We start from the raw sequence: 25,723 nt of genomic DNA, 5'->3' as shown, positions 1-25,723 counted from the left end.
TGGCGTCTTTGGACTTGAGGCGCGACGCAGGGATAGCGAGTACGCACATACCCCCACACCCCCGCCCCACAGCCGGACAGCCGGCACGCCCCGCACCCGCCAAGCACCCCGTCCCATGCCCGGACAACCGGCGCGCCCCGCACCCGCCAAGCGCCCCGCCCCACAGCCGGACGACAGGCGCGCCCCTACCCGCCCAGCAACCCCCACCCGCTGAACTCCACCGTCCCCCGCTCCCCGTCCCCCCCGTTCGTCGCGCTCATGAACAGGCCCACGTCCTGGGACGCCGTCGCGCCCGGCACCGGAACCGTCGCCACGGTGCGCCACGTCGAGCCGTCGTCCGTCGAGAAGGAGCCCGTGAACGACACGCCCGTGCGGGACAGCCGCAGCAGCACCGGCGCCTTGACGCCGGTGACGCGCTGGTACGTGTCGAGCGTGCCGTCGCCGTTCGTGTCGTAGGAGAGGACGACTCCGTTGGCGGGGGTGACGGCGAGGTTGACGAAGCCGGGGGACAGCGGCGTGCGCAGGGAGGCGCGGGTGATGAGGCCCGCCCGGGCCCACGGCCCGGTCACCGCCTGCGTATCGACCCGTACCGTCACCGACACCCCGTCCCGCAGCGCCCCGCCCCGGTACAGCGTCCCGAACTCGGCGGTCCCCTTCCACAGATCGGCGCCGCTCCCGTCGATCGCGTACCGCCCCGCGAGCTCTCCGAACACGGCCGCGTTGTTGCTGTAGGTCAGCCACGCGTCGCTCACCGGACCGGCCTCGAACAGCGTGCCCTCGTACACGGACCGCACCCGGCGCTCGCCCAGTGGCCCGTACCGCACGGCGATCTCGTAGGGGAGCGCACGCAGCGGGCGGTCCAGCGGGGTCTCCGGTGTGGTGGCCCGCCATGCCACCTTTCCTGTTCCGGCGGGCGCGACGCGCCGCAGCGACACGGGCCCGACAGGCTCCGCCTCGATCCCGGTCAACGTGAAGTCGACGCGCCCCGTGGCGCGCAGCCCGTTGACGTTGCGGAAGGTCGCGGACAGCAGGGAGCGGCCGCCCGGCGGGACGGTGGGCGGGTCCGCCGTGACTTCCAGGGTGCCTTGGTAGGGCGCCCGCGCCAGCACGTCCCGTACGCGCGATACGGTCCGGTATGGCGTAGCGACAGGCCGCACCGGATGGTCCTTCCGCTGCCGCGTCCAGGGCTCTTCGAACGCGAACCAGTCCACCGGCTTCGCGGCCCGCCCCGCCGCCAGCGCGTCCCCCAGCTCGTCGAGCCACTTCTGCCACCGTGGCACGTAGAAGTCGCGCATGAGGCCGTGCCATTCGCGGTTGCCGTAGTCGTGGAGGCGGCCGGCGTCGGAGGTGGCCCGGTCGCCCCACACGGTGATCAGGACCTTCGCCGTCCGCTCGAACTCCGCACGTTCCGCCTCGCTCGTCCCCATGCGGCGGGCGTCCTCGATCCAGGGGCCGAGCAGGAACGCCGGGTGGGTGCCCGTCACGTCGTCCGAGAGCCGCATCAGCCGCAGCCACAGTGTCGACAGGGCCGCGAAGGTCTCGCGGTCCTTCCGTTGGTACGCGGCCCGCAGCTGCGGCAGGAGCTGCCGGCTGCGGTGTGCGAGGGCCTGCCGGGCGACGTCGACGAGGTCGTACCGGTAGGCGGCGCTGTTCCGCAGACCGCCCGACACCCCGAGGAGCCCGGTGAGCGCGGCGTCGAACCGGCCCGGGTCGTAGGTGAGCGCGCGCGGCGCGTACTCCGCGGCGCGGGCGGCCGCGAGGTCGGGCCGCGCGGCGAAGAGCGAGTCGTGCGGGTCGCTGCGCTCGACGGCGGTGTGCCGGTAGGCGGTGTCGTGCAGCGCGCGCCACGCGGCCCGCGCGTCTTGGTCGCGGCCGCCGTACCGGAAGTCGGCGTATGAGGAGAACCACGCGGCCCGGTCCAACGGGCCTTTCGTCCAGGCCAGTTCGGAGAAGAGCTCGAAGGCGGCTGGGTCGCGGTCGGTGGCCTCCGGCATGAAGGCCGTGCCCACCAGCGCGCTGTTCTCCTTGTCGCGCCAGGCGAAGAACTTCTCGTTCCACAGGTGGGTGCGGGCCCCGATCGTGGTGCGCCCGCCGAAGTTGGGGATGGTCCCGAAGGCGTACGGCGTGCCGCCCCAGTCCTTCTCCCGGTCCGTCACGCTCGCGTACCGGTCCGAGACGCCGTCGACGATCAGCATCCGCTTCTTGTCGACGGCGTCGAGCAGCGCGGGCAGCGGGTTGGCCTCCCAGCCGAGGATGACCCAGGTCGCGCCGGGCCGCGCCTTCCGCAGGGCCGCCTCCACGCCCCGGGCGGCGGCGGGCACGGGCACGTCGCCCGCGGTGCCGCCCTCGTGCAGGAGGTCCATCTTGAAGAGGTCGGCGGGGCCGAAGAGCTGTTCCTGGTGCCGGTAGAAGGAGGCGGCGACCCGCGCGAAGGCCGAGGTGCGCGGGTCGAGCCAGTCGGGTCTACGGAACCCGTGCCAGATGCCTTGCGGCACGACCCGCGCGTCGCCGCCGTTGCGCTCGACGAACCCGTCGGGGACGTGACCGTAGTAGCCCGGGAGCACCGGGGCGATCCCGAGCTCCCGCAGCCGCCGGACGATGCGCTGCCCCAACTCCGCACGGTCGTCGATGAGTTGTTGCGAGAGGGGCCCGCCGTACCCGGACAGGTTCTGCAGCAGCCACCACGGCTGGTGGGAGGGGGCGGGCAGCCACGCCCTGGCCTCCGCGTCGGAGTAGCCGAACTCCCGCAGCACCCGGTGGTACACGGCCTCGGCGCCCGCGATGACCAGGACTTCGTTGCAGCCGTGCAGGGCGAGTACGTCGATCATGCGCTCCCAGTACGCCCAGTCGGCGTACGGCGCGGTGTATCCGTCGTTGGTGTCGTTCAGGGCGAACCGGTGGGGGAGCGAGGTGGACCGCTCCAGCGGCCGGGCCGGCGCGGGCAGTCTGCGCGGCAGGTCCAACTGGCTGCCGTTCCAGGAGATGTGGGCGCCGCACACGTACTTGAGGTACCAGTGGACGCCGGTGAGCAGCACCGCGGGCGTCGTGCCGGACACCTCGATCCGGCCCGCGGTGCCGGTGACTCTGAAGCGGTCCTCGCGGCCCTGTGCGGGGACGAGTCTGAGCCGGATCTGTTCCGCGTGGTGCGGCAGGAGTCTGTTGAGCGCGGAGCGTGCGGCATCCGTATCCAAGGCGGGAGCCTCGGCGGGTCGCGCGGCCGCGGTGCCGGTCAGGGCCGGCAGGCCGCCGACCGCGGCACCGAGGCCGAGGGCCCCCGCGCTGCCGAGCACGGTACGTCGGGACGGTTCGGACATGTGTACCCCCTGGGGTGAAGGCTGCGCGCACGGTATCCGCGTCGCCCCGCGTGCTCAACGGTCCACGTGGAGCGCACGGGTCGAGATAGCTGAAAGGGAGTGCCGGGACGATGAGGACAGCGCGGGGAACGCGGGCGGTGCGGACGGTGCGGGCAGCACGGAGCGCCCTTTCGGGCATGGCTGTGGGAGCCCTGCTGACAGTGGTGGGATGCGGCTCGGGGGGTGACGACACACCGCGCACGGCGAGCGGCAGCCTGGAGCAGCTGGCGGCCGAGGCGGGATGCAGGCCCGACGTCCGGACGGACGCGGCCGAACTGCGCCAGGCCACCTGTGAGAACGGTGCCCGGCGCTATGTACTCGTAACCTTTACAAACGCCCGTGGCCAGGCCGAATGGCTCGACGAGGCGAACGACTACGGCGGTACGTACCTCGTCGGCGGCAGCAGCTGGGTCGCGGTCGGGGACGCCGGCGACATCGCGGCGCTGCGCGACCGGCTCGGCGGAACCGTGGTGGACGCCGCGGGGAGGCACGGCGGCCACCACGGCCGGCACGAGGGATGAGAGGTTGCGGGATCAGGTGCAGCGCTGCCCGGAGTTGACGCACTTGGCGACGCGCCGCATCAGCCGCTCGTCGAAGACGTTGATGAAGTCACCGTGGTCGGTGACGGGTTTGTGCAGCTGCTCGGGGAACGAGTCGACGGCGAAGCCGGGCCCCGGCGGCACGTCGTACACGACGCGCTGCACCAGCTGGGGAATGGCGCGGAAGCCTCGCGGGCAGGCGCCGGTGCGCCGGTCGGCGAAGGCGACGTGGGTGCGGTGGTTGGCGCTGTCGGTGTTCTGTCCGTCCCAGCAGCTCTGGAAGTTGAAGGTCCGGACGACCTTGCTGCCCTCGGGGCAGATCGGGTATTTGTCCGTCAGCTGCCGGTTCTCGAATCCGGTGCAGCTCCATGACGCGTTGGCGTTGGCGTCGCCGTTGGTGAAGGCCTTGGCGTCACCCGTGATGATGCGCAGGAAGCGCGGCATGGCGACGACCTTGCTCACCGGATTTCCGGCGAACTTCAAGGTCACCGATGCCGGTGTCTGGATTTCGCCGACGTTCTGGTCCTTTCCGCCGCCGTCGGCCTGTGCGTCGTCCTCGTTCTGCCCGTTCTGCAGCCTCAGGACGGGCCAGTAGTACGTCGACTTGTCGCCCTGATTGCGGCAGCTGGTCTGTCCTGCGGCGAGGTCGGCATCGCTGGAAAAGGCGTCCGTCGCCTGATTTCCGACGTAGTCGTGCATATGGTGGGCGCCATTGCTCACGCCGGGCGCGACGATGACGTTGTCGGGATTGAATTTGCCGTTCTCGTTCCGCCCGCATTTCGTGGTGAAGGTCCCGCGTGACGCGTCGCGGCCGTTGCGGGGGCGTTTGACGTTCGGCCGGACGGACTCGATCTCGACGAAGTCACCGGCCTCGGGCCCGTTGCCGCTCTGCCCTTGCCCCTGCTCCTGATCCTGCCCGTCTCTCTCTCCCTGCCCCTGGTCATCGGCGCGCAGCGTGCAAGGTGCCATGCCGTCGAGCCCTTCGGGGGGCCGGGCACCGGCCTCGTCCAGGGTGTTCGCGATGCCGCCGAGGGTTTCCCTGCGCTTCTCCGCCAGGGGCGCGAGCAGGGACTCCTTGTCCGGTGTCCGCGCGAACTGCCCGTACGCCTCCGTGATCTGGCCGTCGAGGTCGGCGAGTCGCCGGTCCACTTCGCCCCGCGCGGCCCCGGGCACCTCGGGCAGTTCATTGCCCACGTCCGGACAGCTGATGGTCGACACCTGCTGTCCGGCACCCTCGGAACCCCGCGGAGGAGGCCGGTCCGCGCCTTCTCCGGCATTCGCGTAGACGTTCACGGCGACCAGAGCGCCGCCGCCCATGATGAACGCTGCCGACGTGGCGACGACGCGCCGCGGCAGCCTTGATCGTTTTCGTGAGGTACGTCCCATGGGACTACATACGCATCAGCGGCCCGGCGTGTTCAGCGCCCCCGCTCCAGGGTTCAGCGCCCCTGGTCCAGATACGCGAGGACCGCGAGGACCCGCCGGTTGTCGTCGTCGGAGACCGCCAGGTCCAGTTTCGCGAAGATGTTGGACGTGTGCTTCGCGATGGCCCGCTCGGTGACGACGAGCTGCGCCGCGATGGCCGCGTTCGACCGGCCCTGCGCCATGAGTTCGAGCACTTCGCGCTCGCGCGGGGTGAGCGCGCCGAGCGGCTCCTCGGCGGAGTGCCGCGACAGGAGCTGCTGGATGACCTGCGGGTCCATCGCGGTGCCGCCGGCCGCGACCCTGCGTACGGCGTCGACGAACTGCGCGGCGTCGAACACCCGGTCCTTGAGGAGATAGCCGACGCCGCCGTTCCCGTCGGCGAGGAGCTCGCGCGCGTACAACTGCTCGACGTGCTGGGAGAGGACCAGGACGGGCAGTCCCGGCCTGGCCCGGCGGGCGGCGAGCGCGCACTGCAGGCCCTCGTCCGTGTGGGACGGCGGGAGCCTGACGTCCACGACGGCGACGTCAGGTCGCAACTCCGCCAGCGCCTTGGTCAGTTCGGGCCCGCTCTCCACGGCCGCCGCGATCTCGAAGTCGAACGCCTCCAGCATGCGCACCAGGCCGTCGCGCAGCAGGAAGAGGTCTTCGGCTAGGACAACTCGCAAGGGATCTCCATGGTCACCATGGTCGGGCCGCCCGCGGGGCTGCTGACGGCCAGTACGCCGTCGAATGTACCGAGCCGGCGTTCGACACCGCTCAGCCCGGACCCGGCGCCGATGGCGGCACCGCCCTTGCCGTTGTCCGTGACGGCGATGCGCAGCATGCCGTCCGCGTGGTGCATGTCCACCCAGATGCGGTCGCCCCCCGAGTGCTTGATCGCGTTGGTCAGGGACTCGCTCACCGCGAAGTACGCGGCGGACTCCACCGGCGCCCCGACCCGCCCCGCCAGCTCCACGTCGACCTCGGTGGCGATCGGCAGGCGCAGCGCGAGGGCCTTGACCGCGTCGCCGAGGCCGCGTTCGGCGAGGACCGGCGGGTGGATGCCGCGGACCAGGTCGCGCAGCTCGGTCAGCGCCTCGCCGGAGTTCTGCCGGGCCTTGGCGAGCAGCTCCTTGGCCTTGGCGGGGTCGGTCTCGATCAGCGCCTCGACGGTGCCGAGGTCCATGCCCATGGCGACCAGGCGGGCCTGCGCGCCGTCGTGCAGGTCGCGCTCGATGCGGCGCAGCTCGGCGGCGGAGTTGTCGACGGCGTCGTGCCGGGTCTCGGTAAGGCGGTCCACGCGCCGCGCCAGTTCACGCTCCCGCATGCTCGTGGTGGGGGCCAGGAACGTACGGGCCAGGAGGAAGTGGGCGCGTACGAGGGACGGGTTGACGTAGAGGGCGAGGACGAAGAAGCCCATGCCGAGCAGCGCCGCCTGGTCGGCGGTGGTCTGCGAGGTGACGTGGATGAAGGCGAACCACTCGCCGCCGCCCGCGTCGTGGATCGGCTCCCAGACGCCCGCGGCAAGCACCCAGCCGTACACCATGTAGAGCGGCAACGCGGGGGCGAAGACCACGACCACCGTGGCCGCGGTCATGTTCACCAGCAGCCACTGCAGGTCGCGCCAGGTGGCCGGGTCCTTCAGCATCAGCGTGCAGCGCTCGACCTGCCCGGTGAGGCCGGAGCGCAGGTCGGCGGGGAAGGGGCGGTGGGCCTCCGGGATCGTCACGCCGGACCAGGCGGCGGCCCGGGCACGGTAGGCGTTGGCGTACGCGCGCACGCCCGTGAGGACGACCGGTGTGGTGAGGAGGCCGACGCCGACCAGGATGAGCGCGATCGAGACGACCGAGAACACGAAGAGGACGATCGAGCCCACCAGCGCGAAGATCGTCAGACAGAGACCCCGCGCCCCCGCGACCAGTGCGTCCTTGAGCCTCGTCATGGTCATCCGTCCCTCTCGTCGACCCCGTGGGTCCGGCCGCGTTCCCCGCGTCCGGCACCGTCACATCTTCGCGTGTGCGGCGGGCGCGGGTCATTGGGTCCGCCACCCGGCCGGGGGGTGTACCTGACGACACCCCCGGCCTCGCCCTGTGCCTCGGCGAGAGGGGGCTTCGGCGGCTGGGGCGCACGGCCGCCGGTTCCTAGCGTGAGTGACGACTTATTCGACGCATATTCACGCAGACTTGATGGGGGCGAAGCGCCATGAGGCGGAACCTCGCGGCACGACTCGGTGTGTGGAGCGCACACCACCGGAAGGCGGCCATCATCGGCTGGCTGGTCTTCGTGGTCCTTGCCACGGTCATCGGCGGGGCCTCCGGCATGGTCACCGCGTCCGACGACGAGATGGGGGTCGGTGAATCGGGCCGGGCCGCCGAGATCCTGAAGGACGCGGACATCGACGAGCCCGCGGGCGAGCTCGTCATGGTCAGCGCCGCCGACGGGGCGTCCGCCGGCGGCTGGCGGGACGCGGCGGCCGACCTGTCGAAGGCGCTGACCGCCACCGGTGACGTACGCGACCTCAAGGCGCCGCTGCCCTCCGAGGACGGCAGGGACGCGCTGCTCCGGTTTGAGATCAAGGGCCCGTCGGACGAGGCGGCCGACCGTGTCCAGCCGGTCCTGGACGCCGTGGCGAAGGCGAAGGAGGACGGCGCGGCGCACGGCATCGCCGTCCACCAGTTCGGCGACGCGAGCTCCGAGAAGCACCTGTCCGACCTGCTCGCCGACGACTTGAAGAAGGCCGAGTTCACCGCGGTGCCGCTCGCCCTCGGCATTCTCCTGGTCGCCTTCGGTGCCGTGGTCGCGGCGCTGCTCCCGGTGGGACTCGCGCTCACCGCGTGCGTGGCGGCCTTCGGACTGCTCTCCCTGGCCAGCCACCAGCTCCACCTGTTCGAGACGACGTACTCCGTGATGTTCCTGATGGGCCTGGCGGTCGGCGTCGACTACTGCCTCTTCTACCTGCGCCGCGAGCGGGACGAGCGGGCCGCGGGACGGGACGCCGAGACGGCCCTGCGGATCGCCGCGGCCACCAGCGGCCGCGCCGTCCTGGTCTCCGGTCTCACGGTGATGGTCGCCATGGCGGGCATGTTCCTGTCCGGGCTGCTCCTCTTCAAGGGCTTCGCCGTCGCCACGATCCTCGTGGTGTGCGTGGCGATGCTCGGCTCGGTCACGGTCCTGCCCGCGCTGCTCGCCGCGCTCGGCGACCGCATCGACGCCGGCCGCATCCCGTTCCTCAACCGGCGTGCCAAGAAGGGCGTGCACGCCAGCGGCGGCACCGCGGCGAAGATCCTCAAGCCCGTCCTCGCCCGCCCGAAGTTCTTCGCCGTCGGCGCCGCGGTCGTCCTGCTCGCCCTCGCCGCGCCCGCGCTCGGCATGAAGACCGAACAGCTGGGCCTGGAGAAGCAGTTCGGCTCCGACGCCCCGCTCTCCGTCTCCTACCAGCGGATCACCGAGAAGTTCCCCGGCGGTCCCGCTCCGGCCCGGGTGGTCGTCGAGGCCGACGACATCGGGGCGCAGCCGGTGCGGGCCGCGCTCGACTCGCTGACCGAGAAGGCCGGTGACGGCGCCGCACTCACCGTCCACGAGGCGAAGAACGTCGCCGAGATCGAGATCCCGCTGCCCGGAACCGGCACCGACGCCGAGGCGAAGAAGGCCCTGCACGAGCTGCGCGACGACACGGTCCCCGCGGCCTTCGCAGGGGTGGACGCGACGGCCCACGTCGGCGGCGACCTGGCCTCCTCCGAGGACTTCAGCGATCAGCTCAGCAAGGGCATCGTGCCGGTCTTCGCCTTCATCGCCGCGGTGACCTTCCTCCTGATGCTCTTCAGCTTCCGCTCGGTGGTGATCGCGGTGACGTCGATCGCGCTGAACCTGCTGTCGGTGGGCGCCGCCTACGGCGTCATGACCGCCGTCTTCCAGCACGGCTGGGGCGCGGAGCTGATCGGTTCGGAGAAGGTCGGCGCGATCGAGAACTGGATGCCGCTGTTCGTCCTCGTCGTCCTGTTCGGCCTCTCCATGGACTACCACGTGTTCGTGGTCTCCCGGATCAGCGAGGCCCGCGACCGCGGCCTGGACAACCGCTCGGCGATCCACGAGGGCATCACGCGCACGGCGGGCGCGGTCACCGGCGCCGCCGTGATCATGGTGGCGGTCTTCGCGGTGTTCGGCACGCTGTCCATGCAGGACATGCAGCAGATGGGGGTGGGCCTCGGAGTGGCGGTCCTCCTGGACGCGACGGTCGTCCGCATGATCCTGCTGCCGTCCCTGATGGCCCTGCTCGGCGAGCGCAACTGGCACACGCCCCGGTATCTGCGGTGGCTCCCGCGGATCTCCCACGCGGAGGACGCGCCGGCCGCGCCGCCGCGGCCCGGCCCGTACAACACTCCCGTGGCAAGCGGCCGTTGACGGGACACCCGCACGCCTGACGTGGCCCCGGCGCCGACACCGCGCCGGGGCCACGCCGTGTCACGTCACAGGCCCAGCGCCTCGGCCTCCTTCTCGGGGACAAGCCCGACGACCGGCCGGTCGGGCCGCTGCGGTGCCGTCCCGCCGATGGACCGCAGCCACTCCCACGTGTCGCGGACCGTCTCGGCGACGGGCCGGGTCCCGAGGCCCGCCGCGACCGCCTTCTCCGACGACGTCCGGTGCATCGTGTCGTGCAGCTCGCCGGGGGCCAGCCACACCGGCAGCTCCCTCCACGGCTCGATGCCCGCGTCGAGCACCACCCGCGGCTCCGTCCAGCGGAGCTCCGCCGCCGGACCCGCCACCTCCGCGCACGCGTCGAGGAGTTCGCCCATAGTGATCCGCCCCATGGGACTGACCAGGTTGTACGCCCCGTGCAGCCCGTCGGCCGCCGCGTCCAGGACGAACTCGGCGAGGTCCCGGACGTCGACGTACTGGATGTCGAGATCGCGCGGCCCGGGGGCCAGCACGGGCCCGCCGCGCGCCACCCGGTTCAGCCACCACGGCAGCCGCCCGATGTTCTCGTACGGTCCGAGGATCAGCCCGGCCCGCGCGAGCACCGTCCGCTCCGCCCCGAACTCGGCGAGCGCCGCGAGCTCGCCGCCCCGCTTGTCCTCCGCGTACGCCGACGCGTCCGCGTCCGGGTCGCCGTCCACCACGGGGAAGCCCTCGTCGGAGCCGGCCGCGCCCGGGTAGCGGTACACGGAGCCGCTGGACACGTACACGTACCGTCCGGCGCGCGACGCGAGCAGCCGGGCCGACTCCCGCACCACCCGGGGCGCCGCCGACCAGGTGTCGACGACCACGTCCCACTCGCCGTCGGCGAGCCCGGCCAGGCCGCCCTCGACGGTGCGGTCGCCGTGCACGGCCCGGGCGCCCTCGGGCGCCGCGTGGTGGCCGCGGTGGAAGACGGTCACGTCCCAGCCACGGGCGAGGGCCGCCTCGGTGACCGCACGCCCCACGAATTCGGTACCGCCCAGCATCAGAAGTCTCATGGTGGTGACTCTGCCCCGGCGACCCGGCTCCTGTGAACCGGATTCTGCTCGGGGCAGAGCAGGGAACCGCAGCTCAGCGGGGGGTCGGCGGCGCGTACTTGTAGCCGACGCGGCGCACCGTCTGGATCGTCCTGCGGTGCTCGGCGCCCAGCTTGCGCCGCAGCCGCGCGACGTGCACGTCGACGGTGCGGCCGTCGCCCACGTGGCCGTACCCCCACACCGTCGTCACCAACTGGTCGCGGGTGTGCACCCGGTGGGGGTGCGCGACGAGGTGGGCGAGCAGCTCGAACTCCAGGTAGGTGAGGTCGAGGGGGCGTCCGTCGACCTCAACGGCGCGCTGCACGGTGTCGATCCTGATGGGACCGGGGGCGGCTGCGTGCGGCGCCTCGGGCCGCACGGGCTCGGCGGCGGTGGTCACGGGCTCCTGCCCGGCCGGTACGAGGACGAGGTAGCCGACCATCGGCGGCTGGCCCGGCAGGGTCGGCAGGGTGTGCTGCGGCGCGGGCAGCCAAGTGGCGCCCGGCGGCAGGAAGTCGCTGATCTGCACCACCTCGTCGGGCGCGACGGCTCGCAGCCGGCCGCGGCCCGGGACCGGCGGAGGGGTGAGGGTGGTGGGAGCGGAGGCGGTGAAGGAACGGGAGTTCGCCATGGGGAGTCAGCTCTTTCGCGCGAAGAAGGAGTCGTCGAGAACGAGACGTACGTCGTGCGCGTCAGGCGAAGGCCGGTTGCGGCGGCTTCAGGAGGCCGGGTGCAACGGCTTTAGTGGGCCCGCGCGTTCATCGCGCGGCAACACACCCGGTCGAAGTCGTGATGCTGCCGGGAGGGCCAGAAAGGCTCCAGGTCGTGACGACCCGTCGCGGTGATCTGGTGGCTGCCCATGGCTCCATTGAATCAGATGACAACGGGGTCGCCCACCGTCATGGGCGGGCGACCCTTGGGTGACTGATGGGATCAGACCTGGCCGGCCTTCTCCAGCGCGGTGCAGCACGTGTCGACGAGCAGGCGCGTCACGACGTACGGGTCGACGTTCGCGTTCGGGCGGCGGTCCTCGATGTAGCCCTTCTGCTCCACCTCGACCTGCCACGGGATGCGGACCGAGGCGCCGCGGTCGGAGACGCCGTACTTGTACTCGTCCCAGGGGGCGGTCTCGTGCAGGCCGGTGAGGCGGTCGTCGATGCCCGCGCCGTAGTTCTTGACGTGGTCCAGCGGCTTCGAGCCCTCGCCGAGGGCCTCGCAGGCGGTGATGATGGGGGCGTAACCCTCGCGCATCGCCTTCGTCGAGAAGTTCGTGTGCGCGCCCGCGCCGTTCCAGTCGCCCTTGACCGGCTTCGGGTCGAGGGTCGCGGAGACCTTGAAGTCCTCGGCGGTGCGGTAGAGCAGCCAGCGGGCGATCCACAGCTGGTCGGAGACCTCCAGCGGAGCCAGCGGGCCGACCTGGAACTCCCACTGTCCCGGCATGACCTCGGCGTTGATGCCGGAGATGCCGAGCCCGGCCTTGAGGCAGTTCTCCAGGTGCGCCTCGACGACGTCACGGCCGAAGATCTCGTCCGAGCCGACACCGCAGTAGTAGCCGCCCTGCGCGGCGGGGAAGCCGCCGACGGGGAAGCCGAGCGGGCGGTCGCCCTCGAAGAACGTGTACTCCTGCTCGATGCCGAAGATCGGCTCCTGCGCGGCGAAGCGGCCCGCGACCTCGGCCAGCTCGGCGCGGGTGTTGGACTCGTGCGGCGTCATGTCCGTGTTGAGGACCTCGCACAGGACGAGGACGTCCGCGCCGCCGCGGATCGGGTCCGGGCAGGTGTAGACCGGCTTGAGGACGCGGTCGGACGCGTGGCCCTCGGCCTGGTTCGTGCTGGACCCGTCGAAGCCCCAGAGCGGCAGCTCGGCGCCCTTCGCGTCGTCCGCCAGGATCTTGGTCTTGGAGCGGAGCTTCGCGGTCGGCGCGGTGCCGTCGATCCAGATGTACTCAGCCTTGAAGGTCACGGGGCCTCATCCTCATAACGCTCGGTACGGCGCAGAACGTGCGGGTGCTGCGGTGCCGTGGTGATGAGCGGCAGCCTGGCAACCCGCGATTTCCCGACCGTTGCCCTCATGTGAACCCCGTGTTACCTGAGGCGGGTGTGTCCGGGCTCTCAGCGCGCCAGCGCGTCCCGCACGGCCTCCTCCGTGCGGGCCACCACCGCTGTGCCGTCGTCGGCCGTGATGATGGGCCGCTGGATCAGCTTCGGGTGGTCGGAGAGGGCCTTGATCCAGCGGTCGCGGCCCGAGGCGTCGCGCGGCCAGGCCTCGCGGTCCTTCAGGCCGAGGTCCTTGGCGGTCTGCTCCTCGGTCCTCGTGATGTCCCAGGGTTCGAGGCCGAGGCGGTCGAGGACGGCACGGATCTCGTCCTCGGTCGGCACGTCGTCGAGGTAGCGGCGGACGGTGTAGTCGGCACCCTCCGCGTCGAGCACGGCGAGCGCGCCGCGGCACTTCGAACAGGCGGGGTTGATCCAGATCTCCATGCCCCACACGCTACCTCCGGAACACCCGTCCCGGGCCGCGCGGCACCACCGTATTCGAACAGTCCAAAGCCCCTCTGGCCAGCGGCGATTGTCAGTGCTCCGCAGTAGAATCACAGTAGTGTTCGAGGGCGCCCGACGGGGGGTCCTGACCGCGACAGGAGGATGCCTGTGCCCGCTGCCGCACTCACATCGAAGCGTGTGTCCAAGACCGTACCGAAGCCCGTCCTGATCGACCTGCCGTACGCACCCCTGGAGAAGAAGGCGCTGCCCCCCGGCCGGCCGCGCGAGTGGTACGTCAACCACAACCGCCGCCTCAAGGCCATGCGCCTGGCCATCGCCCTGCTCGACTCGGGCGTCTACCTGCCGAACCAGGCGAAGAACAGCACGATACGGCGCATGGCGGAGGACGTCGGGATCCATCCGCCGTCCGACATCACCTGTCACATGGTGCGGGCGCTCATGCGGTACAGCCGCTGAGCGGCCGCGGGGCCCGTGGAGGAAGCCGTCCTCCACGGGCCCCGCACAGGTCTGTGCGGTCATGTGTGCGATGGGACATGCTGTGCCTCATGACCCAGCCGGAACCCGTCGGCGCACTGCCGCTCCTGACGACCGCCGAACTCCCGGACGGCACCCGCCTTCCCGTGCGCGCGCTCCGCGCCCCCGCACCGGACCGCTTCCTCCCGTCCGGCTCGGGTCCGGCACCCTGGCCGCCCCCGGCCCCCGCGGTCCTCATCCTGCCCGCGATGGGCACCCCCGCCCGCTTCTACCGCCGCTTCGCGCGCCAGCTGCACGACGAAGGGCTGACGGTGCTCACCGTCGACCTGCGCGGCCAGGGCGAGGCGACCCCGCGCGCCACCGGCCCCGGCGCGCCCGGCCACGGCTACCGCGCGATCGTCGAGGAGGACATCCCCGCGGTCGTCGCCGCGATCCGCGCCGAGCTCGGCACCGAACCGCCCCTGTACGTCCTCGGCCACAGCCTCGGCGGCCAACTGGCGTTGGTATACGCATCCTTGACGAAGCCGGGCGGCGCGAAGCCCGGCGGCGCGGGGGTCGACGGGGTGGCCGTCGTCGCCACCGGGTCGGTGTGGTTCCGCGCGTACGGCCCGCTGCGCGGCCCGGGGCTCCTCCTGCTCCAGCTGCTGATCACCGCGGTGTCGGCCGTGCTCGGCCGCTGGCCGGGCAGCCGGCTCGGCTTCGGCGGCGACCAGCCCAAGGGCGTCATGCGCGACTGGGCCCGGCAGGTGCGTACGGGCCGCTACAGCGGCAAGGGCTCCACGCTCGACTATGAAGCGGCGCTCGCCACCCTGGAGCTGCCCGTCCTCGCGGTCTCCGTCGACGGCGACACGTTCGCCCCCGCCGCCGCCCTCGACCACCTGCTCGGCAAGGTCCCGCGGGCCCGCCTCACCCGCCGCCACTACGCGGCGCAGGAGGCGGGCGACCGGCTCGACCACTTCGCGTGGACCCGCACGGGCGGCGCGCTCGCCAAGTGGGTGGCGGCGTGGGCGGCGACGCCCGGGGAGTAGCGTCTCAGGCCAGGAGCGCGTCCACCAGCCGCCGCCGGTCCGCCGCGTGGTCCCGCAGCCAGGCGCCCAACGCGTGGTCGGCGTCCGGCAGTTCGAGGCGCTCGAACCGGGCCCGGGTGGCGAGCGCCGCGCCGACGGCCGACGTGACCTCGGGCGGGATCACCGCGTCCGTGCCGGGCACGACGAGCACCGCGCGCCCGCCGAAGCCCCGGTAGACGTCGAGCGCGGCGGACTCGCGCCACCGGCCCGGCGTACGGATGATCTCGGTGAAGCGGCCGTCGCCGTCGCCGAAGGGCAGCGGCCAGGCCTCCGTCGCGTATACGGCCGGCGCGCACAGGCCGACGCCCGTGACCCGCGCGCCGAAGCGCGCCACCAGGTCCGCCACGGTCTGCCCGCTCATGCTGAACCCGACGAGGACCAGGCGGTCGGAGGCGGGCACCCGCCCCTCGACCACCGCGGCCGCCTGCGCGTACCGCCGCCGCAGGCTCAACTCCCGCAGCTCGCCCGTGCTTTCGCCGTGCCCGGAGAAGTCGAGGGCGAGCGCCCGGCAGCCGCGCGCCGCGAACTCGGCCTGCAGAGCGGCCAGCCGCGCCTTGTTGCCGCCACCGGCGCCGTGCAGCAGGACGACGGTGGTGGCGGGAGCCCGCGCCGCCCCGGCACCGGGCAGCGCCTCGGCGCAGCTCAGCGTCTCACCGTCACAGGCGAAGGAGAACATGTCACCCATTCTGGGCCGTCAGTCGATCCGGTCAGCCGATCTGGTCCGGTGTGACCGTCAGCCACCGCTTGTCGGCGGTCACCTTCTGGCCCAGCTCGCGCTGCCGCTCGGCGTTCTTCTTCTTCATCCCGTCGAGCTGCTTCATGTACGCGTCCTTGCGGTTGACCCAGACGCGCACCCCGCCGTGCTCCACGTCGGCGGAGTGGAACAGCATCGGCCCGTCGCTGACCGGCGTGTCACCGGCCGCGAGGATCGGCTTCTGCCACTCGTCGATGTACGTGTTGATCGCCGCGGGCTTGCCCTCGTACCAGGTCAGCGGTGCCCACAGGTTCGGCGTCAGCTCGCGCTGCGCGAGCTTCTCGCGGTCCTTCTCGCCGAAGCGGCCCTCGGCGATCTCCTTGCGTGAGGTGGTCACCTCACCGGTCCTCCGGTCCTTCAGCTGCATCGAGACACCGATGACGTTCTGCGGCTTCACGCCGTAGCCGTACTTCGGGTCCGCGAGCACCATGCGCACCAGGTCCTCGGCGGCCGCGCTGACCACGTAGACCTCGATCCCGTGCGCCCGCAGCGTCTTGTACAGCTGCCGCATGCCGCGCGAGAACTCCGGCGCCCTCACCTCGGTCCTCGTGAGCTTCCCGTCCTCGTAGTACTCGGCGGGGATCGGCTTCCCGTACGCGAGGAGCTCGTCGACGTACCCCTTGAGCTCCTTCAGCGTGAAGCCGGAGAAGATCTGCGCGGCCCAGGGGTAACAGACCTGGTCGTCCACCTCGCACAGCCTGTTGTAGTAGCTGTAGAGGCTCTCCTTGTGCCCGGCCCTGTCCTTGAAGGGGATGACCTTCAGGGACGGGTCCATGGTCTTGCGGCTCAGGACGCCCTTCATCTCCAGGAAGGGCAGCAGCGACTCTTCGAGGTCGTTGCGGTACGTCGTGTTGTCCGCGTCGAAGACGGCGTACGCGCCCTTGTGGCCGTTCTCCGCGATGACCTTGCCGAGCTCCTTCGCGACGGGCTTCGGCCAGTGCGACAGCTCACGGGCGGTGGACACGGAGGTGTCGGCGGCGGTCGCCTCGCCCGTCGGCCACAGCGCGCCGCCCACGAGGACGGCGGCGGCCAGCGCCCCCGTGGCACCGATGACGGCCGGCTTGCCCTTTGCCCGTACTGCCCGCACTCCCCATACTGCCCGCACTCCCCGTACTGCCATGTCTCTACGTCCCTGCCGTTCCCTGAAAGCGATGCGCGGCCCCGTCCGGAGCGGCGCGCCATGCTATGGGCCAGGGCGCCCATTTCCCATGATCGAAGTCACCGGACGCGGAGGGTGTGGGGGAGGGCGTGCCGGGTAGCGGTGAGGGACCGCGCGACCCGTCCGGGCCCCGCCCCGCATACTGGAACGCATGGGCTCCCGTGAGTTCGTCCGGACCGTCCCGCGGCTCGACGGCATGGTCGTCTCCGCGGTCGGCTACCGCACCGCGGGACAGCGGCCCGCCCTGCACCGGGGCCTCCCGTCCCCGTATCTGACCTTGATCTTCTCGCTGGACGGGCCCATCGCCACCGGCGGCACCCCCGGCCAGGCCACGGGACCGGACGCGGCGCGCACCGACATCGTCCTGGGCGGCCTGCACCAGAGCCCCGCGTACGTCGTACAGCCCGAGCACGAGGCGGGCATCCAGCTCGCCGTGCACCCCCTCGCGGCCCGCCCGCTCCTCGGTCTGCCCGCCGCCGCGCTGGCCGGGCAGCTCGTCGTCGGCGGCACCGACGTCCTCGGCGACCGGGCCGCGGACCTCCGCGAGCGCCTGTGCGAGCTGGACCGGTGGGAGGACCGCTTCGCCCTGCTCTCCGGCTATCTGCGGCGGCGCGCGGCCGACGACCGCGCCGCCGGATCGGTACGCCCGGAGGTCGCCGAGGCCTGGGCGTGGCTGGCCCGGCACCGGGGCGCGGGCACCCTCGGCGGCCTGTCCCGGCACGTGGCGCTCAGCGAGCGCCGGCTGACCGCGCTGTTCCGCGCCGAGACGGGTCTCAGCCCCAAACAGGCCGCCCGCCTGATGCGTTTCCAGCACGCCAAGGCCGCCGTGGTGCGCGCCGTCGCAGCGGGCGGGCCGCCGGACCTCGCCCGGGTCGCCGCCGACACCGGCTACTACGACCACTCCCACCTCGTACGCGACTTCCAGCAGTACACGGAGGCGAGCCCCACCCGCTGGCTGGCCGAAGAGTGCCGGAATATCCAAGCCGGGTCGCACGGCGGCGGCGAAGAGTGGGAGACATGAACACCACACCTGACACCAAGCTCGCCCCCGCCGTCTGGCCGGCCCTGCAGGCCCAGGACGCCCCCGCCCTGATCGACTTCCTCGTCGGCACCGTCGGCTTCCTGCGCACTGCCGTCTACGAGGACGGCGGCCGCGTCGCCCACGCCCAGCTCGACTGGCCCGAGGGCGGCGGCATCATGCTCGGCTCGTACGACCCCGAGTCGGCGGCCGCGGCCTGCGGAAAGCCGGGCACTTCGGGCGCGTACGTGGTCACCGACCACGTGGACGCCCTGTACGCCCGCCTCACCGAGGCCGGCGTCAAGATCACCCGTGAGATCGAGGACAAGCCGTACGGCAGCCGCGAGTTCGCCATCGAGGACCCCGAGGGCAACCGCTGGTCCTTCGGCACCTACCGCGGCGAGCCGAGGCCCGCACCGGCCCAAGGCCCGGACGGGTCCCGCAAGGACGCGTGATAACTTGCGCAAGCCAGTCAAACCCACACCTGGGCCAGGGAATCCGGTGCGAATCCGGAACTGACGCGCAGCGGTGAGGGGGACGGGCGGGGCCACGGCCACTGGGCGTTCCAGGACGCCCGGGAAGGCGCCCCGCCCGGTCGATCCCGAGTCCGAAGACCTGCTGGCGCCTCCGCTCGCACACCGGGCGACGGAGGTCGTGACGCAGGCCAGGCTCCGCGTATGAGCCGCGAGACCCAAGGGATCACGTGTCCTCGACAGCCCGTATATGCCGTACGGCCCGTATATCCGCTCTGCTCTGTGCCGGAATGCTCACGCTCACCGCGTGCGGCGACGGCTCCTCGGGGAGGTCGGAGAAGTCGGCGGGCGGGAGCGCCGACGGCTATCCGGTGACCGTCGCCTCCTGCGGCAAGGAGGCGAAGGTCGACGCGCCGCCCCGGCGGGCCGTCTCCCTCGACCAGGGTTCCACGGAGATCCTCCTCTCCCTCGGCCTCGCCGACCGCATGGTCGGCACCGGTACGTGGACCGACCCGGTCCTGAAGAACCTGGAGAAGGACAACGCGAAGGTGGAGCGGCTCGCCGACCGCTACCCGGCGCTGGAGAAGGTCCTCTCCAAGGAGCCGGACTTCGTCAGTGCCTCCTTCCTCTACACGGTCGGCAAGGGCGGCGTCGCGGACCGTGCGAAGTTCACCGAGCTCGGCGTCCCCGTCTACGTCTCGCCCACCGACTGCGCGGGCAAGGACAACAACGGCGCCGGCGACGGCAAGCGCGTCAAGACCCTCACCATGGACACCGTCTACGGAGAGGTGCGCGACTTGGCGAAGGTCTTCCACGTCGAGAAGCGCGGCGAGAAGCTGGTCGCGGACCTGAAGGGCCGGGTCGCGAAGGCCACGAAGGACATCGACGGGGCGGCCGCCTCCGACGTGACGCTCCTGTACTGGTTCGCCAACTCCGACGCCCCCTACATGGCGGGCTGCTGCGGCGCGCCCGGCATCATCACCCGGGAGCTCGGCGCGAAGAACGTCTTCGACGACACCCGCGAGGAATGGCCCCAGATCAACTGGGAGACCGTCGCCGACCGCGACCCCGACGTCCTCGTCATCGGCGACCTCACGCGCAAGTCGCAGTCGGCCGAGAGCGCGGCGGCGAAGATCAAGTTCCTGGAGTCCAACCCGGCGACCAAGAACCTCACCGCCGTGAAGAAGAAGCGGTACGTCCTCCTCAGCGGCCAGGCCATGAACCCCACGATCCGCACGGTCGACGGCATCGAACAGGTCGCGGCGGGCCTGCGGAAATTCGGACTCGTCAAGTGACGGAGGCGGCACCCGTACTCGCCCCAGCGCCCACTCCCGTCTGGAAGGGTGTGCGGCACGGCCTCCTGTGGCTGGCCGGAGCCGCCGCGCTCGTCCTGTCCGTCTCCCTGGCCGTCACCATCGGCCCCGCGGACATCTCCGTGCCGGACGTGTGGGCGACCGTCGCCGCACACCTCGGCTGGGGCGAGAGCCCGCTCACCCCGATCAGGGACGGCATCGTCTGGAACCTGCGGATGCCGCGCACCCTGCTCGCCGCGGTCTGCGGCGCGGGCCTCGCGGTCTGCGGGGCGGTCATGCAGTCGCTGCTCCGCAACCCCCTCGCCGACCCGTTCGTGCTCGGGGTGTCGTCCGGGGCGTCCACGGGAGCGGTCGCGGTCGTCGTCCTCGGCGTCGGCGGGGGAGCGGTGTCCGTCTCGGCGGGCGCCTTCGCGGGCGCGCTCTGCTCCTTCGCGCTGGTCCTGCTCCTGAGCCACACGCTGGGCGACACGACGGACCGGGTCGTGCTGTCCGGCGTGGCGGCCATGCAGCTGTTCTCCGCGCTCACGTCGTTCGTCGTCCTCACGGCGGGCGACGCGGAGACCACCCGCGGCATCCTCTTCTGGCTCCTCGGCTCGCTGAGCGGGATCGGCTGGACGGACGTCTGGCTGTGCGGCGCGGTGCTCGTGGTGGCGCTGGTCGTCTGCCTCGGCCACGCCCGTACGCTCGACGCCTTCGCGTTCGGCCCGGAGGCCGCGGCGGCGCTGGGCGTCCGGGTGGCCCGCACCCGGCTCGTCCTGCTCTGCACGACCGCTCTCCTGACCGCGGCCCTGGTCAGCTCGGCGGGCGCCATCGGCTTCGTCGGCCTCGTCCTGCCGCACGCGGCCCGCGCGGTCGTCGGCTCCGGCCACGCCCGGCTCCTCCCGGTCACCGCGCTCGCCGGCGCGGTCTTCCTGGTCTGGGTGGACACGCTGGCCCGCACGGCCCTGCAGCCCCAGGAGGTCCCGGTCGGCGTGGTGACCTCGCTCATCGGCGTACCGGCGTTCGTGGCCGTGCTGTACCGGACGCGGAGGGCGTCATGACGTACGACGTACTCCTCCCCGACGCCCCGGGCCTGCGCGCCGACCGCGTCTCCCGGGAGGCGGGCGGGCGGCTCGTCGTCGACGGCGTCAGCCTCGCGCCGCCCGACGGCGCCATGGTGGGGCTCCTCGGCCCCAACGGATCCGGCAAGTCCACGCTCCTGCGCATCCTCGCGGGCGTCCTCGCCCCGGCCTCCGGAGTGGTCACCCTGGACGGCCGCCCGCTGCCCGACACGGGCCGCCGCGAGGTGGCGCGCCGGATCGCCGTGGTCGAGCAACACGCGTCGACCCAGGTCGAGTTGACCGTACGGGACGTCGTACGCCTGGGCCGCATCCCGCACCGCCGCGCGTGGTCGGCCCCCACGGCCCACGACGAGCGGGCCGTGCGCGAGGCCCTCGCGCGGGCCGGGCTCGCCGAGCGCGCGGGCCAGGCCTGGCACACGCTCTCCGGCGGCGAGCGCCAACGCGTCCAGATCGCCCGCGCGCTGGCCCAGGAACCCCGCGAACTCCTCCTCGACGAGCCCACCAACCACCTGGACATCCAGCACCAGTTGGACCTGCTGTCCCTGGTGGCGGAGCTCCCCGTCACCAGCGTCATCGCGCTGCACGACCTCAACCTGGCGGCCATGTTCTGCGACCACCTGCTGGTCCTCAAGGACGGCACGGCGTACGCGGCGGGCACCCCGGCCGAGGTGATCACCGAGGAGCTGATCGCCGAGGTCTACGGGGTGCGGGCGGTGGTGACGCCGGGGGAGGACGACGGTCCGGGCAGCGGGTCGAAGGGCGGGCGGCCTTCGGTGCGGTTTCTGCGGGGGTGAGCGGTGGGACCGGGCCAGAGGCGTATGACTGGCCCTTAACACGGGTCTGTCGGCGCTCCTAGGTTCACCGAAGGGCGCCAACTGGCCCTTGAGGATCCGCGAGAAGGAAGGCCCGCAGCGATGCCAGAGACACCGGCCGTGCCGACGACGTCACCGATATCGGTGATCGCGCACCTGAGCGACACCCACATCGACACCGGGACAGAGGACGGCGGACGCAGCGTCGAGCGCACCCGGGCCGTCATGGAGTACCTGAACACCCTCCCCTACGACCTGGACGCCATCATCGCCACCGGCGACATCGCCGACCACGCGACCCCGTCCGAGTACGAGACGGCCCGCAAACTGCTGACATCCCGGCACCCGCTGCTGGCCTGCCCGGGCAACCACGACGAACGCGCGGCGTACCGCACGCACTTCCTCGGCGAGCCCGCGAGCACGGCCCCGGTCAACACCGCACACATCACGGACCGCTTCACCCTGGCCCTGTGCGACACGTCGGTCCCCGGAGAGGACCACGGCCGACTGGCGGACGAAACCCTGACCTGGCTCTCCGACCTGCTCGCCGACACCCCGCCCACACGCCCGGTCCTCATCGGCTTCCACCACCCGCCGGTCCCGCTGAACACGCCGTACGTGGACGACATCCGCCAGCTCGACGAACACCGCCTGACCGACCTGACGTCACGCCACCCGAACGTCACGGCCTTCCTGGCAGGCCACGCGCACACCCCCGCGGCCACAACATTCGCGAACCGCCCGCTCCTGGTGGCCCCGGGAGTGGTCTCCACCCTCCGCCTCCCCTGGGAACCTCAATCAGCCCCGACCCACCACGTCCACCACGACCTGCCCCCGGCCGTCGCCTTCCACGTCCTGGACGACACGAACCGCCTGACGACGCACTACCGCCCGATCCCACTCCCCTCGTCCTGATCTCCCTCTCGGAACCGATGAACGAGGCAACACTCCGGATCGCCCGAGGCGGCGACCCTCAGGCGGCGGAGCAGTCCCTGGACCGCCTCCTTACGGGCCTACGCGTCACGGCGGCCCCGGCCACCCGCCCGACGACCGCTGAGGCCTGATCGTGCGGTCGCTACCCGACAGCGCCCCCGTCCGATACATCCGGACGGGGGCGCTGTAGTGCCGACTCTTAAATGTCGAAGTAGAGCTCGAACTCGTGCGGGTGCGGCCGCAGCTGGATGGGAGCGATTTCGTTCGTGCGCTTGTAGTCGATCCACGTCTCGATCAGGTCGGACGTGAAGACGCCGCCCGCCTGGAGGTACTCGTTGTCCGCCTCAAGGGCGTCGAGGACCGCGGGGAGGGAGGTCGGGACCTGGGGGACGCCCGCGTGCTCCTCGGGGGCGAGCTCGTAGAGGTCCTTGTCGATCGGCTCGGCCGGCTCGATCTTGTTCTTGACGCCGTCGAGGCCCGCCAGGAGGAGCGCGGAGAAGGCGAGGTACGGGTTCGAGGACGGGTCCGGCGCGCGGAACTCGACGCGCTTGGCCTTCGGGTTCGAGCCCGTGATCGGGATACGCATGGCCGCCGAGCGGTTGCGCTGCGAGTAGACCAGGTTGACCGGGGCCTCGAAGCCGGGGACCAGGCGGTGGTACGAGTTCACCGTCGGGTTGGTGAAGGCGAGCAGCGACGGGGCGTGCTTCAGGATGCCGCCGATGTAGTAGCGGGCGGTGTCCGAGAGGCCCGCGTAACCCTGCTCGTCGTAGAAGAGCGGGTCGCCGTTGGCCCACAGCGACTGGTGGACGTGCATGCCCGAACCGTTGTCGCCGAAGATCGGCTTCGGCATGAACGTCGCGGTCTTCTCGTTGCGCCAGGCGACGTTCTTCACGATGTACTTGAAGAGCATCAGGTCGTCGGCCGCGGCGAGCAGCGTGTTGAACTTGTAGTTGATCTCGGCCTGGCCCGCCGTGCCCACCTCGTGGTGCTGGCGCTCGACCTGGAGGCCGTTCTTGTCCAGCTCCAGGGAGATCTCGGCGCGCAGGTCGGCGAAGTGGTCGACCGGCGGGGCCGGGAAGTAACCACCCTTGTAGCGGACCTTGTAGCCGCGGTTGTTCTCGACCGCACCGGTGTTCCAGGCGCCGGCCTCGGAGTCGATGTGGTAGAAGCTCTCGTTCGCCGACGTCTGGAAGCGGACGTTGTCGAACACGTAGAACTCGGCCTCGGGGCCGAAGTACGCCGTGTCGGCGATGCCGGTCGAGGCGAGGTACGCCTCCGCCTTCTTCGCCACGTTCCGCGGGTCACGGCTGTACTGCTCGCCCGTGATCGGGTCGTGGATGAAGAAGTTGATGTTGACGGTCTTGTCGCGGCGGAAGGGGTCCACGCGAGCCGTCGACAGGTCGGCGCGCAGCGCCATGTCGGACTCGTGGATGGCCTGGAAGCCACGGATCGACGAACCGTCGAAGGCCAGCTCCTCGTCCGGGTCGAACGCCGCCGCCGGGATCGTGAAGTGCTGCATCACACCGGGCAGGTCGCAGAAGCGGACGTCGATGAACTTGACGTCCTCGTCCGCGATGAACTTCTTCGCGTCGTCGGCGTTCTGGAACAACATCCAACTCCTCCTACTCCCGCCCGGGGCGGGACGGGGTTGCAGCTCGTTGTGCGGCCAGTGCGGTGGCACACGCTGGGACCCGACCATAAGGACGGGGGATTTCTCAAGCATGACCCATTTGTTTCGTCGAAGTTAACCGGGGGGCGCGCGGTGTGCGGCGGCCCCAGCGCCGTGTCCGGCGCGTACGGTCTTGTGTTCGACCCCGCCCACCCCCGTGGAACAAGGGGCGCAGTACCTTTGACGGGTGGACAAGAGGCAAGCAATCGGATCGTGGCTGTCCGGCCCCCGCGCGGCCGCCGAGGAAGCCGGTGTCGACTTCGGGTACCGGGGTGAGCAGCTGGGTCTGCCCGAGGAGGGACCGGGGTCGATCGCCCGTCCGGGCCGCCGCATCGGCGCCATCGCCGTCGACTGGGGCCTGTGCATGCTCATCGCATACGGTCTGTTCGCCGGCGGTGACCAGCAGGCGCTGGGCAACTGGGCCCTCGGGATCTTCTTCGTCATGAGTGTGCTGACCGTCGCCACGGTCGGCTGCACCCCGGGCAAGGCCCTCTTCCGGCTGCGCGTCATCGCCGAGGGCGGCGGACGGCTCGCCCCCGGCTGGGTGCTGGTGCGCAGCATCCTGCTCTGCCTCGTCATCCCCGCCCTGATCTGGGACCGTGACGGCCGCGGCCTCCACGACCGCCTCTCCCGCGCCATTCAGGTCCGGATCTGAGCACTGACCGCTCACTTCACTCCCGACACAACCCGCATCGCTCCCGATATGACCCGTGTCGGCTACGGGTGATCCGCGTCCTGTAGGAAACGGGTTCCCCCGTCAGTCCCGGTCCCGCCGCAGCTCGGCGCCGAGCCACGAACGGCTCGCCGGCCCGGTCCTCCTGGTCGCCCGGGGCTCAGCGGGTCTTGCTGTCGCCGGTGGGCGGGGGGGAGCGTGGCGGTGCCGTCGACGATGTCGCGTGCGAGGTCGGCCAGGCGGAGGTGGTGGTGCCGGGCGTGGGCGCGCATCCGGTGGAAGGCGGTGTCGGGGTCGGTTCCGTGGCGGGCGGTCAGGAAGCCCTTGGCCTGTTCGATGACGGTGCGGGTGACCAGGGCCGTTTCGAGCTGGGTGCGTACGGTGCGGTGCTGGTCGAGGGTGGTCTGCTGGAGCAGGGAGATGGCGGTGGCGTCGGCCAGGGCGCGGGCCAGGTGCCGGTCGGCTTCCGACAGGGGGTCGGGGATGCGGCGGAAGAGGTTGAGTACGCCGATGGTCGCGTGGCGCAGCCGGATCGGGGTGGCGTGCACGGAGGTGTAGCCGGCGTGGTGGGCGCGGGCGGTGAAGCGTGGCCAGGGTGCTGAGGGCCGGCCGTTGATGGCGTGGTCGACGGGGACGGCGTCCTTGAAGGCGGTGCAGCAGGGGCCTTCACTGGCGTCGAGTTCGAAGAGTTCAACCAGGCGGACCCGTTCGGAGGAGGAGGCGACCAAGTGCAAGGGATGGTCGGGCAGGGCCAGCATGACGCCGGCGTCTCCGATGTCGAGCAGATCCATGCAGTGCTCGGCGACGCGGTAGAAGAACTCGGCGGGGTCGAAGTCGTCGACCAGGGTGTCGGCGAGGTCGATCAGCGCCGCGGTGATCCGGGCCTCGCGCGTCAGGCCGGACGGCCCGTTCGGCGGTGGCGGATCCGGCGGGGGAAGCGGTGTGCTGGGCATGGCGGCCTCCGGTCGGGGGAGAGCCAGCGACCGGGGCCGGAAGCACACAACGGGGGCTGGGCGGAATACCACCCGGCGAAGGGCTGACCTACCGCC

Annotated in this window: 23 protein-coding genes and 1 riboswitch; of the genes, 11 read left to right on the top strand and 12 right to left on the bottom strand. The window is 71.6% G+C overall.

Going from position 1 to position 25,723, the window contains the following annotated elements; translation table 11 throughout:
* Window positions 1–185: 185 nt before the first annotated feature.
* On the bottom strand, window positions 186–3,314 hold the full coding sequence (locus tag AB0H82_RS28870; protein WP_362997787.1) for an alpha-N-acetylglucosaminidase: 3,129 nt from the start codon (window positions 3,312–3,314) through the stop codon (window positions 186–188).
* Between the two features lie 176 nt (window positions 3,315–3,490).
* On the opposite strand from AB0H82_RS28870, the gene AB0H82_RS28865 reads away from it, so the two are divergent.
* On the top strand, window positions 3,491–3,874 hold the full coding sequence (locus AB0H82_RS28865; protein WP_362997785.1) for a hypothetical protein: 384 nt from the start codon (window positions 3,491–3,493) through the stop codon (window positions 3,872–3,874).
* Window positions 3,875–3,886: 12 nt separating this feature from the next.
* On the opposite strand, the gene AB0H82_RS28860 is transcribed toward AB0H82_RS28865, so the two are convergent.
* Genes AB0H82_RS28860 through AB0H82_RS28850 form a run of 3 tightly spaced genes read right to left on the bottom strand, consistent with a single transcriptional unit; the run spans window position 3,887 to window position 7,244 of the window.
* Complete coding sequence (locus tag AB0H82_RS28860; RefSeq protein WP_362997783.1) at window positions 3,887–5,278, bottom strand: DUF1996 domain-containing protein; 1,392 nt, start codon at window positions 5,276–5,278, stop codon at window positions 3,887–3,889.
* 53 nt (window positions 5,279–5,331) lie between these two features.
* Window positions 5,332–5,982 carry a response regulator transcription factor gene (locus AB0H82_RS28855; protein WP_362997781.1) on the bottom strand — a complete coding sequence of 217 codons (651 nt, stop codon included), beginning with the start codon at window positions 5,980–5,982 and terminating at the stop codon, window positions 5,332–5,334.
* Window positions 5,967–7,244 carry a sensor domain-containing protein gene (locus AB0H82_RS28850; protein ID WP_362997779.1) on the bottom strand — a complete coding sequence of 426 codons (1,278 nt, stop codon included), beginning with the start codon at window positions 7,242–7,244 and terminating at the stop codon, window positions 5,967–5,969. Before AB0H82_RS28850 ends, AB0H82_RS28855 begins: the two co-directional genes overlap by 16 nt.
* Window positions 7,245–7,498: 254 nt before the next feature.
* Between AB0H82_RS28850 and AB0H82_RS28845 the strand changes: the two genes are divergently transcribed.
* Window positions 7,499–9,697, top strand: a complete 2,199-nt coding sequence (locus AB0H82_RS28845) for an MMPL family transporter (RefSeq protein ID WP_362997777.1) — start codon at window positions 7,499–7,501, stop codon at window positions 9,695–9,697.
* A gap of 65 nt (window positions 9,698–9,762) precedes the next feature.
* On the opposite strand, the gene AB0H82_RS28840 is transcribed toward AB0H82_RS28845, so the two are convergent.
* The 4 genes from AB0H82_RS28840 to AB0H82_RS28825 all read right to left on the bottom strand — a co-directional run bounded on the left by AB0H82_RS28840 (window position 9,763) and on the right by AB0H82_RS28825 (window position 13,247).
* Window positions 9,763–10,749 (bottom strand): NAD-dependent epimerase/dehydratase family protein, encoded by a 987-nt coding sequence (locus AB0H82_RS28840; RefSeq protein WP_362997775.1) that lies wholly within the window; start codon window positions 10,747–10,749, stop codon window positions 9,763–9,765.
* 73 nt (window positions 10,750–10,822) lie between these two features.
* Window positions 10,823–11,398: a winged helix-turn-helix domain-containing protein gene (locus tag AB0H82_RS28835; protein ID WP_362997773.1), complete on the bottom strand. Its 576-nt coding sequence runs from the start codon at window positions 11,396–11,398 to the stop codon at window positions 10,823–10,825.
* A gap of 302 nt (window positions 11,399–11,700) precedes the next feature.
* Complete coding sequence (gene glnII, locus AB0H82_RS28830) at window positions 11,701–12,729, bottom strand: glutamine synthetase (RefSeq protein ID WP_362997771.1); 1,029 nt, start codon at window positions 12,727–12,729, stop codon at window positions 11,701–11,703.
* A gap of 149 nt (window positions 12,730–12,878) precedes the next feature.
* Window positions 12,879–13,247, bottom strand: a complete 369-nt coding sequence (locus AB0H82_RS28825; RefSeq protein ID WP_362997769.1) for an arsenate reductase family protein — start codon at window positions 13,245–13,247, stop codon at window positions 12,879–12,881.
* Between the two features lie 168 nt (window positions 13,248–13,415).
* Between AB0H82_RS28825 and AB0H82_RS28820 the strand changes: the two genes are divergently transcribed.
* Together AB0H82_RS28820 and AB0H82_RS28815 are read left to right on the top strand one after the other, a co-directional pair.
* The gene (locus AB0H82_RS28820) at window positions 13,416–13,724 is read left to right on the top strand and encodes a hypothetical protein (RefSeq protein WP_362997767.1); all 309 of its coding nucleotides are present in this window, start codon (window positions 13,416–13,418) and stop codon (window positions 13,722–13,724) included.
* Between the two features lie 89 nt (window positions 13,725–13,813).
* Entirely contained in the window at window positions 13,814–14,770 is a 957-nt protein-coding gene (locus tag AB0H82_RS28815; RefSeq protein WP_362997765.1) for an alpha/beta fold hydrolase, read from the top strand.
* A 4-nt stretch (window positions 14,771–14,774) separates the two neighbouring features.
* Here AB0H82_RS28815 and AB0H82_RS28810 read toward each other — a convergent pair whose 3' ends face one another.
* Together AB0H82_RS28810 and AB0H82_RS28805 are read right to left on the bottom strand one after the other, a co-directional pair.
* Window positions 14,775–15,485 (bottom strand): alpha/beta fold hydrolase, encoded by a 711-nt coding sequence (locus AB0H82_RS28810; RefSeq protein WP_362997763.1) that lies wholly within the window; start codon window positions 15,483–15,485, stop codon window positions 14,775–14,777.
* A gap of 31 nt (window positions 15,486–15,516) precedes the next feature.
* A complete protein-coding gene (locus AB0H82_RS28805; protein WP_362997761.1) occupies window positions 15,517–16,683 on the bottom strand; it encodes an HAD family hydrolase in 1,167 nt (388 codons plus the stop codon).
* 190 nt (window positions 16,684–16,873) lie between these two features.
* Here AB0H82_RS28805 and AB0H82_RS28800 point away from each other — a divergent pair, with 190 nt between their 5' ends.
* The 6 genes from AB0H82_RS28800 to AB0H82_RS28775 all read left to right on the top strand — a co-directional run bounded on the left by AB0H82_RS28800 (window position 16,874) and on the right by AB0H82_RS28775 (window position 22,314).
* Entirely contained in the window at window positions 16,874–17,743 is an 870-nt protein-coding gene (locus tag AB0H82_RS28800) for a helix-turn-helix domain-containing protein (RefSeq protein WP_362997760.1), read from the top strand.
* Window positions 17,740–18,195 (top strand): VOC family protein, encoded by a 456-nt coding sequence (locus AB0H82_RS28795; RefSeq protein WP_362997758.1) that lies wholly within the window; start codon window positions 17,740–17,742, stop codon window positions 18,193–18,195. The genes AB0H82_RS28800 and AB0H82_RS28795 overlap by 4 nt, the downstream gene beginning before the upstream one ends.
* Window positions 18,193–18,378, top strand: a riboswitch (cobalamin riboswitch). It overlaps the preceding gene by 3 nt.
* Before the next feature lie 125 nt (window positions 18,379–18,503).
* Window positions 18,504–19,508, top strand: a complete 1,005-nt coding sequence (locus tag AB0H82_RS28790) for an ABC transporter substrate-binding protein (RefSeq protein ID WP_362997756.1) — start codon at window positions 18,504–18,506, stop codon at window positions 19,506–19,508.
* A gap of 50 nt (window positions 19,509–19,558) precedes the next feature.
* Window positions 19,559–20,566, top strand: coding sequence for an iron chelate uptake ABC transporter family permease subunit (locus AB0H82_RS28785; RefSeq protein ID WP_362997795.1), 1,008 nt, complete (start codon window positions 19,559–19,561; stop codon window positions 20,564–20,566).
* Entirely contained in the window at window positions 20,563–21,381 is an 819-nt protein-coding gene (locus AB0H82_RS28780) for an ABC transporter ATP-binding protein (RefSeq protein WP_362997754.1), read from the top strand. Before AB0H82_RS28785 ends, AB0H82_RS28780 begins: the two co-directional genes overlap by 4 nt.
* 120 nt (window positions 21,382–21,501) lie before the next feature.
* Complete coding sequence (locus tag AB0H82_RS28775; protein WP_362997752.1) at window positions 21,502–22,314, top strand: metallophosphoesterase; 813 nt, start codon at window positions 21,502–21,504, stop codon at window positions 22,312–22,314.
* A 217-nt stretch (window positions 22,315–22,531) separates the two neighbouring features.
* Here the strand turns inward: AB0H82_RS28775 and glnA are convergent, their stop codons facing one another.
* The gene (glnA, locus tag AB0H82_RS28770; RefSeq protein ID WP_362997793.1) at window positions 22,532–23,941 is read right to left on the bottom strand and encodes a type I glutamate--ammonia ligase; all 1,410 of its coding nucleotides are present in this window, start codon (window positions 23,939–23,941) and stop codon (window positions 22,532–22,534) included.
* Window positions 23,942–24,188: 247 nt separating this feature from the next.
* Between glnA and AB0H82_RS28765 the strand changes: the two genes are divergently transcribed.
* Window positions 24,189–24,656 (top strand): RDD family protein, encoded by a 468-nt coding sequence (locus tag AB0H82_RS28765; RefSeq protein ID WP_362997750.1) that lies wholly within the window; start codon window positions 24,189–24,191, stop codon window positions 24,654–24,656.
* Between the two features lie 62 nt (window positions 24,657–24,718).
* Here AB0H82_RS28765 and AB0H82_RS28760 read toward each other — a convergent pair whose 3' ends face one another.
* Window positions 24,719–25,627, bottom strand: a complete 909-nt coding sequence (locus tag AB0H82_RS28760) for a GAF and ANTAR domain-containing protein (protein WP_362997748.1) — start codon at window positions 25,625–25,627, stop codon at window positions 24,719–24,721.
* Window positions 25,628–25,723 lie beyond the last annotated feature (96 nt).

The sequence above is a fragment of the Streptomyces sp. NPDC050732 genome (genome assembly GCF_040654255.1).
GTDB lineage: Bacteria > Actinomycetota > Actinomycetes > Streptomycetales > Streptomycetaceae > Streptomyces.
The sequence above is the reverse complement of the archived record's forward strand: the minus strand, read 5'-3'. Positions and strand labels throughout refer to the sequence as shown.

Bases quoted from the DNA above. Each gene is read 5' to 3' on its own strand.
- AB0H82_RS28870 (WP_362997787.1), bottom strand. From the start codon at position 3,314: ATGTCCGAACCGTCCCGACGTACCGTGCTCGGCAGCGCGGGGGCCCTC.
- AB0H82_RS28865 (WP_362997785.1), top strand. From the start codon at position 3,491: ATGGCTGTGGGAGCCCTGCTGACAGTGGTGGGATGCGGCTCGGGGGGT.
- AB0H82_RS28860 (WP_362997783.1), bottom strand. From the start codon at position 5,278: ATGGGACGTACCTCACGAAAACGATCAAGGCTGCCGCGGCGCGTCGTC.
- AB0H82_RS28850 (WP_362997779.1), bottom strand. From the start codon at position 7,244: ATGACCATGACGAGGCTCAAGGACGCACTGGTCGCGGGGGCGCGGGGT.
- AB0H82_RS28845 (WP_362997777.1), top strand. From the start codon at position 7,499: ATGAGGCGGAACCTCGCGGCACGACTCGGTGTGTGGAGCGCACACCAC.
- AB0H82_RS28840 (WP_362997775.1), bottom strand. From the start codon at position 10,749: ATGAGACTTCTGATGCTGGGCGGTACCGAATTCGTGGGGCGTGCGGTC.
- AB0H82_RS28835 (WP_362997773.1), bottom strand. From the start codon at position 11,398: ATGGCGAACTCCCGTTCCTTCACCGCCTCCGCTCCCACCACCCTCACC.
- AB0H82_RS28825 (WP_362997769.1), bottom strand. From the start codon at position 13,247: ATGGAGATCTGGATCAACCCCGCCTGTTCGAAGTGCCGCGGCGCGCTC.
- AB0H82_RS28815 (WP_362997765.1), top strand. From the start codon at position 13,814: ATGACCCAGCCGGAACCCGTCGGCGCACTGCCGCTCCTGACGACCGCC.
- AB0H82_RS28810 (WP_362997763.1), bottom strand. From the start codon at position 15,485: ATGTTCTCCTTCGCCTGTGACGGTGAGACGCTGAGCTGCGCCGAGGCG.
- AB0H82_RS28805 (WP_362997761.1), bottom strand. From the start codon at position 16,683: ATGGCAGTACGGGGAGTGCGGGCAGTATGGGGAGTGCGGGCAGTACGG.
- AB0H82_RS28800 (WP_362997760.1), top strand. From the start codon at position 16,874: ATGGGCTCCCGTGAGTTCGTCCGGACCGTCCCGCGGCTCGACGGCATG.
- AB0H82_RS28795 (WP_362997758.1), top strand. From the start codon at position 17,740: ATGAACACCACACCTGACACCAAGCTCGCCCCCGCCGTCTGGCCGGCC.
- AB0H82_RS28790 (WP_362997756.1), top strand. From the start codon at position 18,504: ATGCTCACGCTCACCGCGTGCGGCGACGGCTCCTCGGGGAGGTCGGAG.
- AB0H82_RS28780 (WP_362997754.1), top strand. From the start codon at position 20,563: ATGACGTACGACGTACTCCTCCCCGACGCCCCGGGCCTGCGCGCCGAC.
- AB0H82_RS28775 (WP_362997752.1), top strand. From the start codon at position 21,502: ATGCCAGAGACACCGGCCGTGCCGACGACGTCACCGATATCGGTGATC.
- AB0H82_RS28760 (WP_362997748.1), bottom strand. From the start codon at position 25,627: ATGCCCAGCACACCGCTTCCCCCGCCGGATCCGCCACCGCCGAACGGG.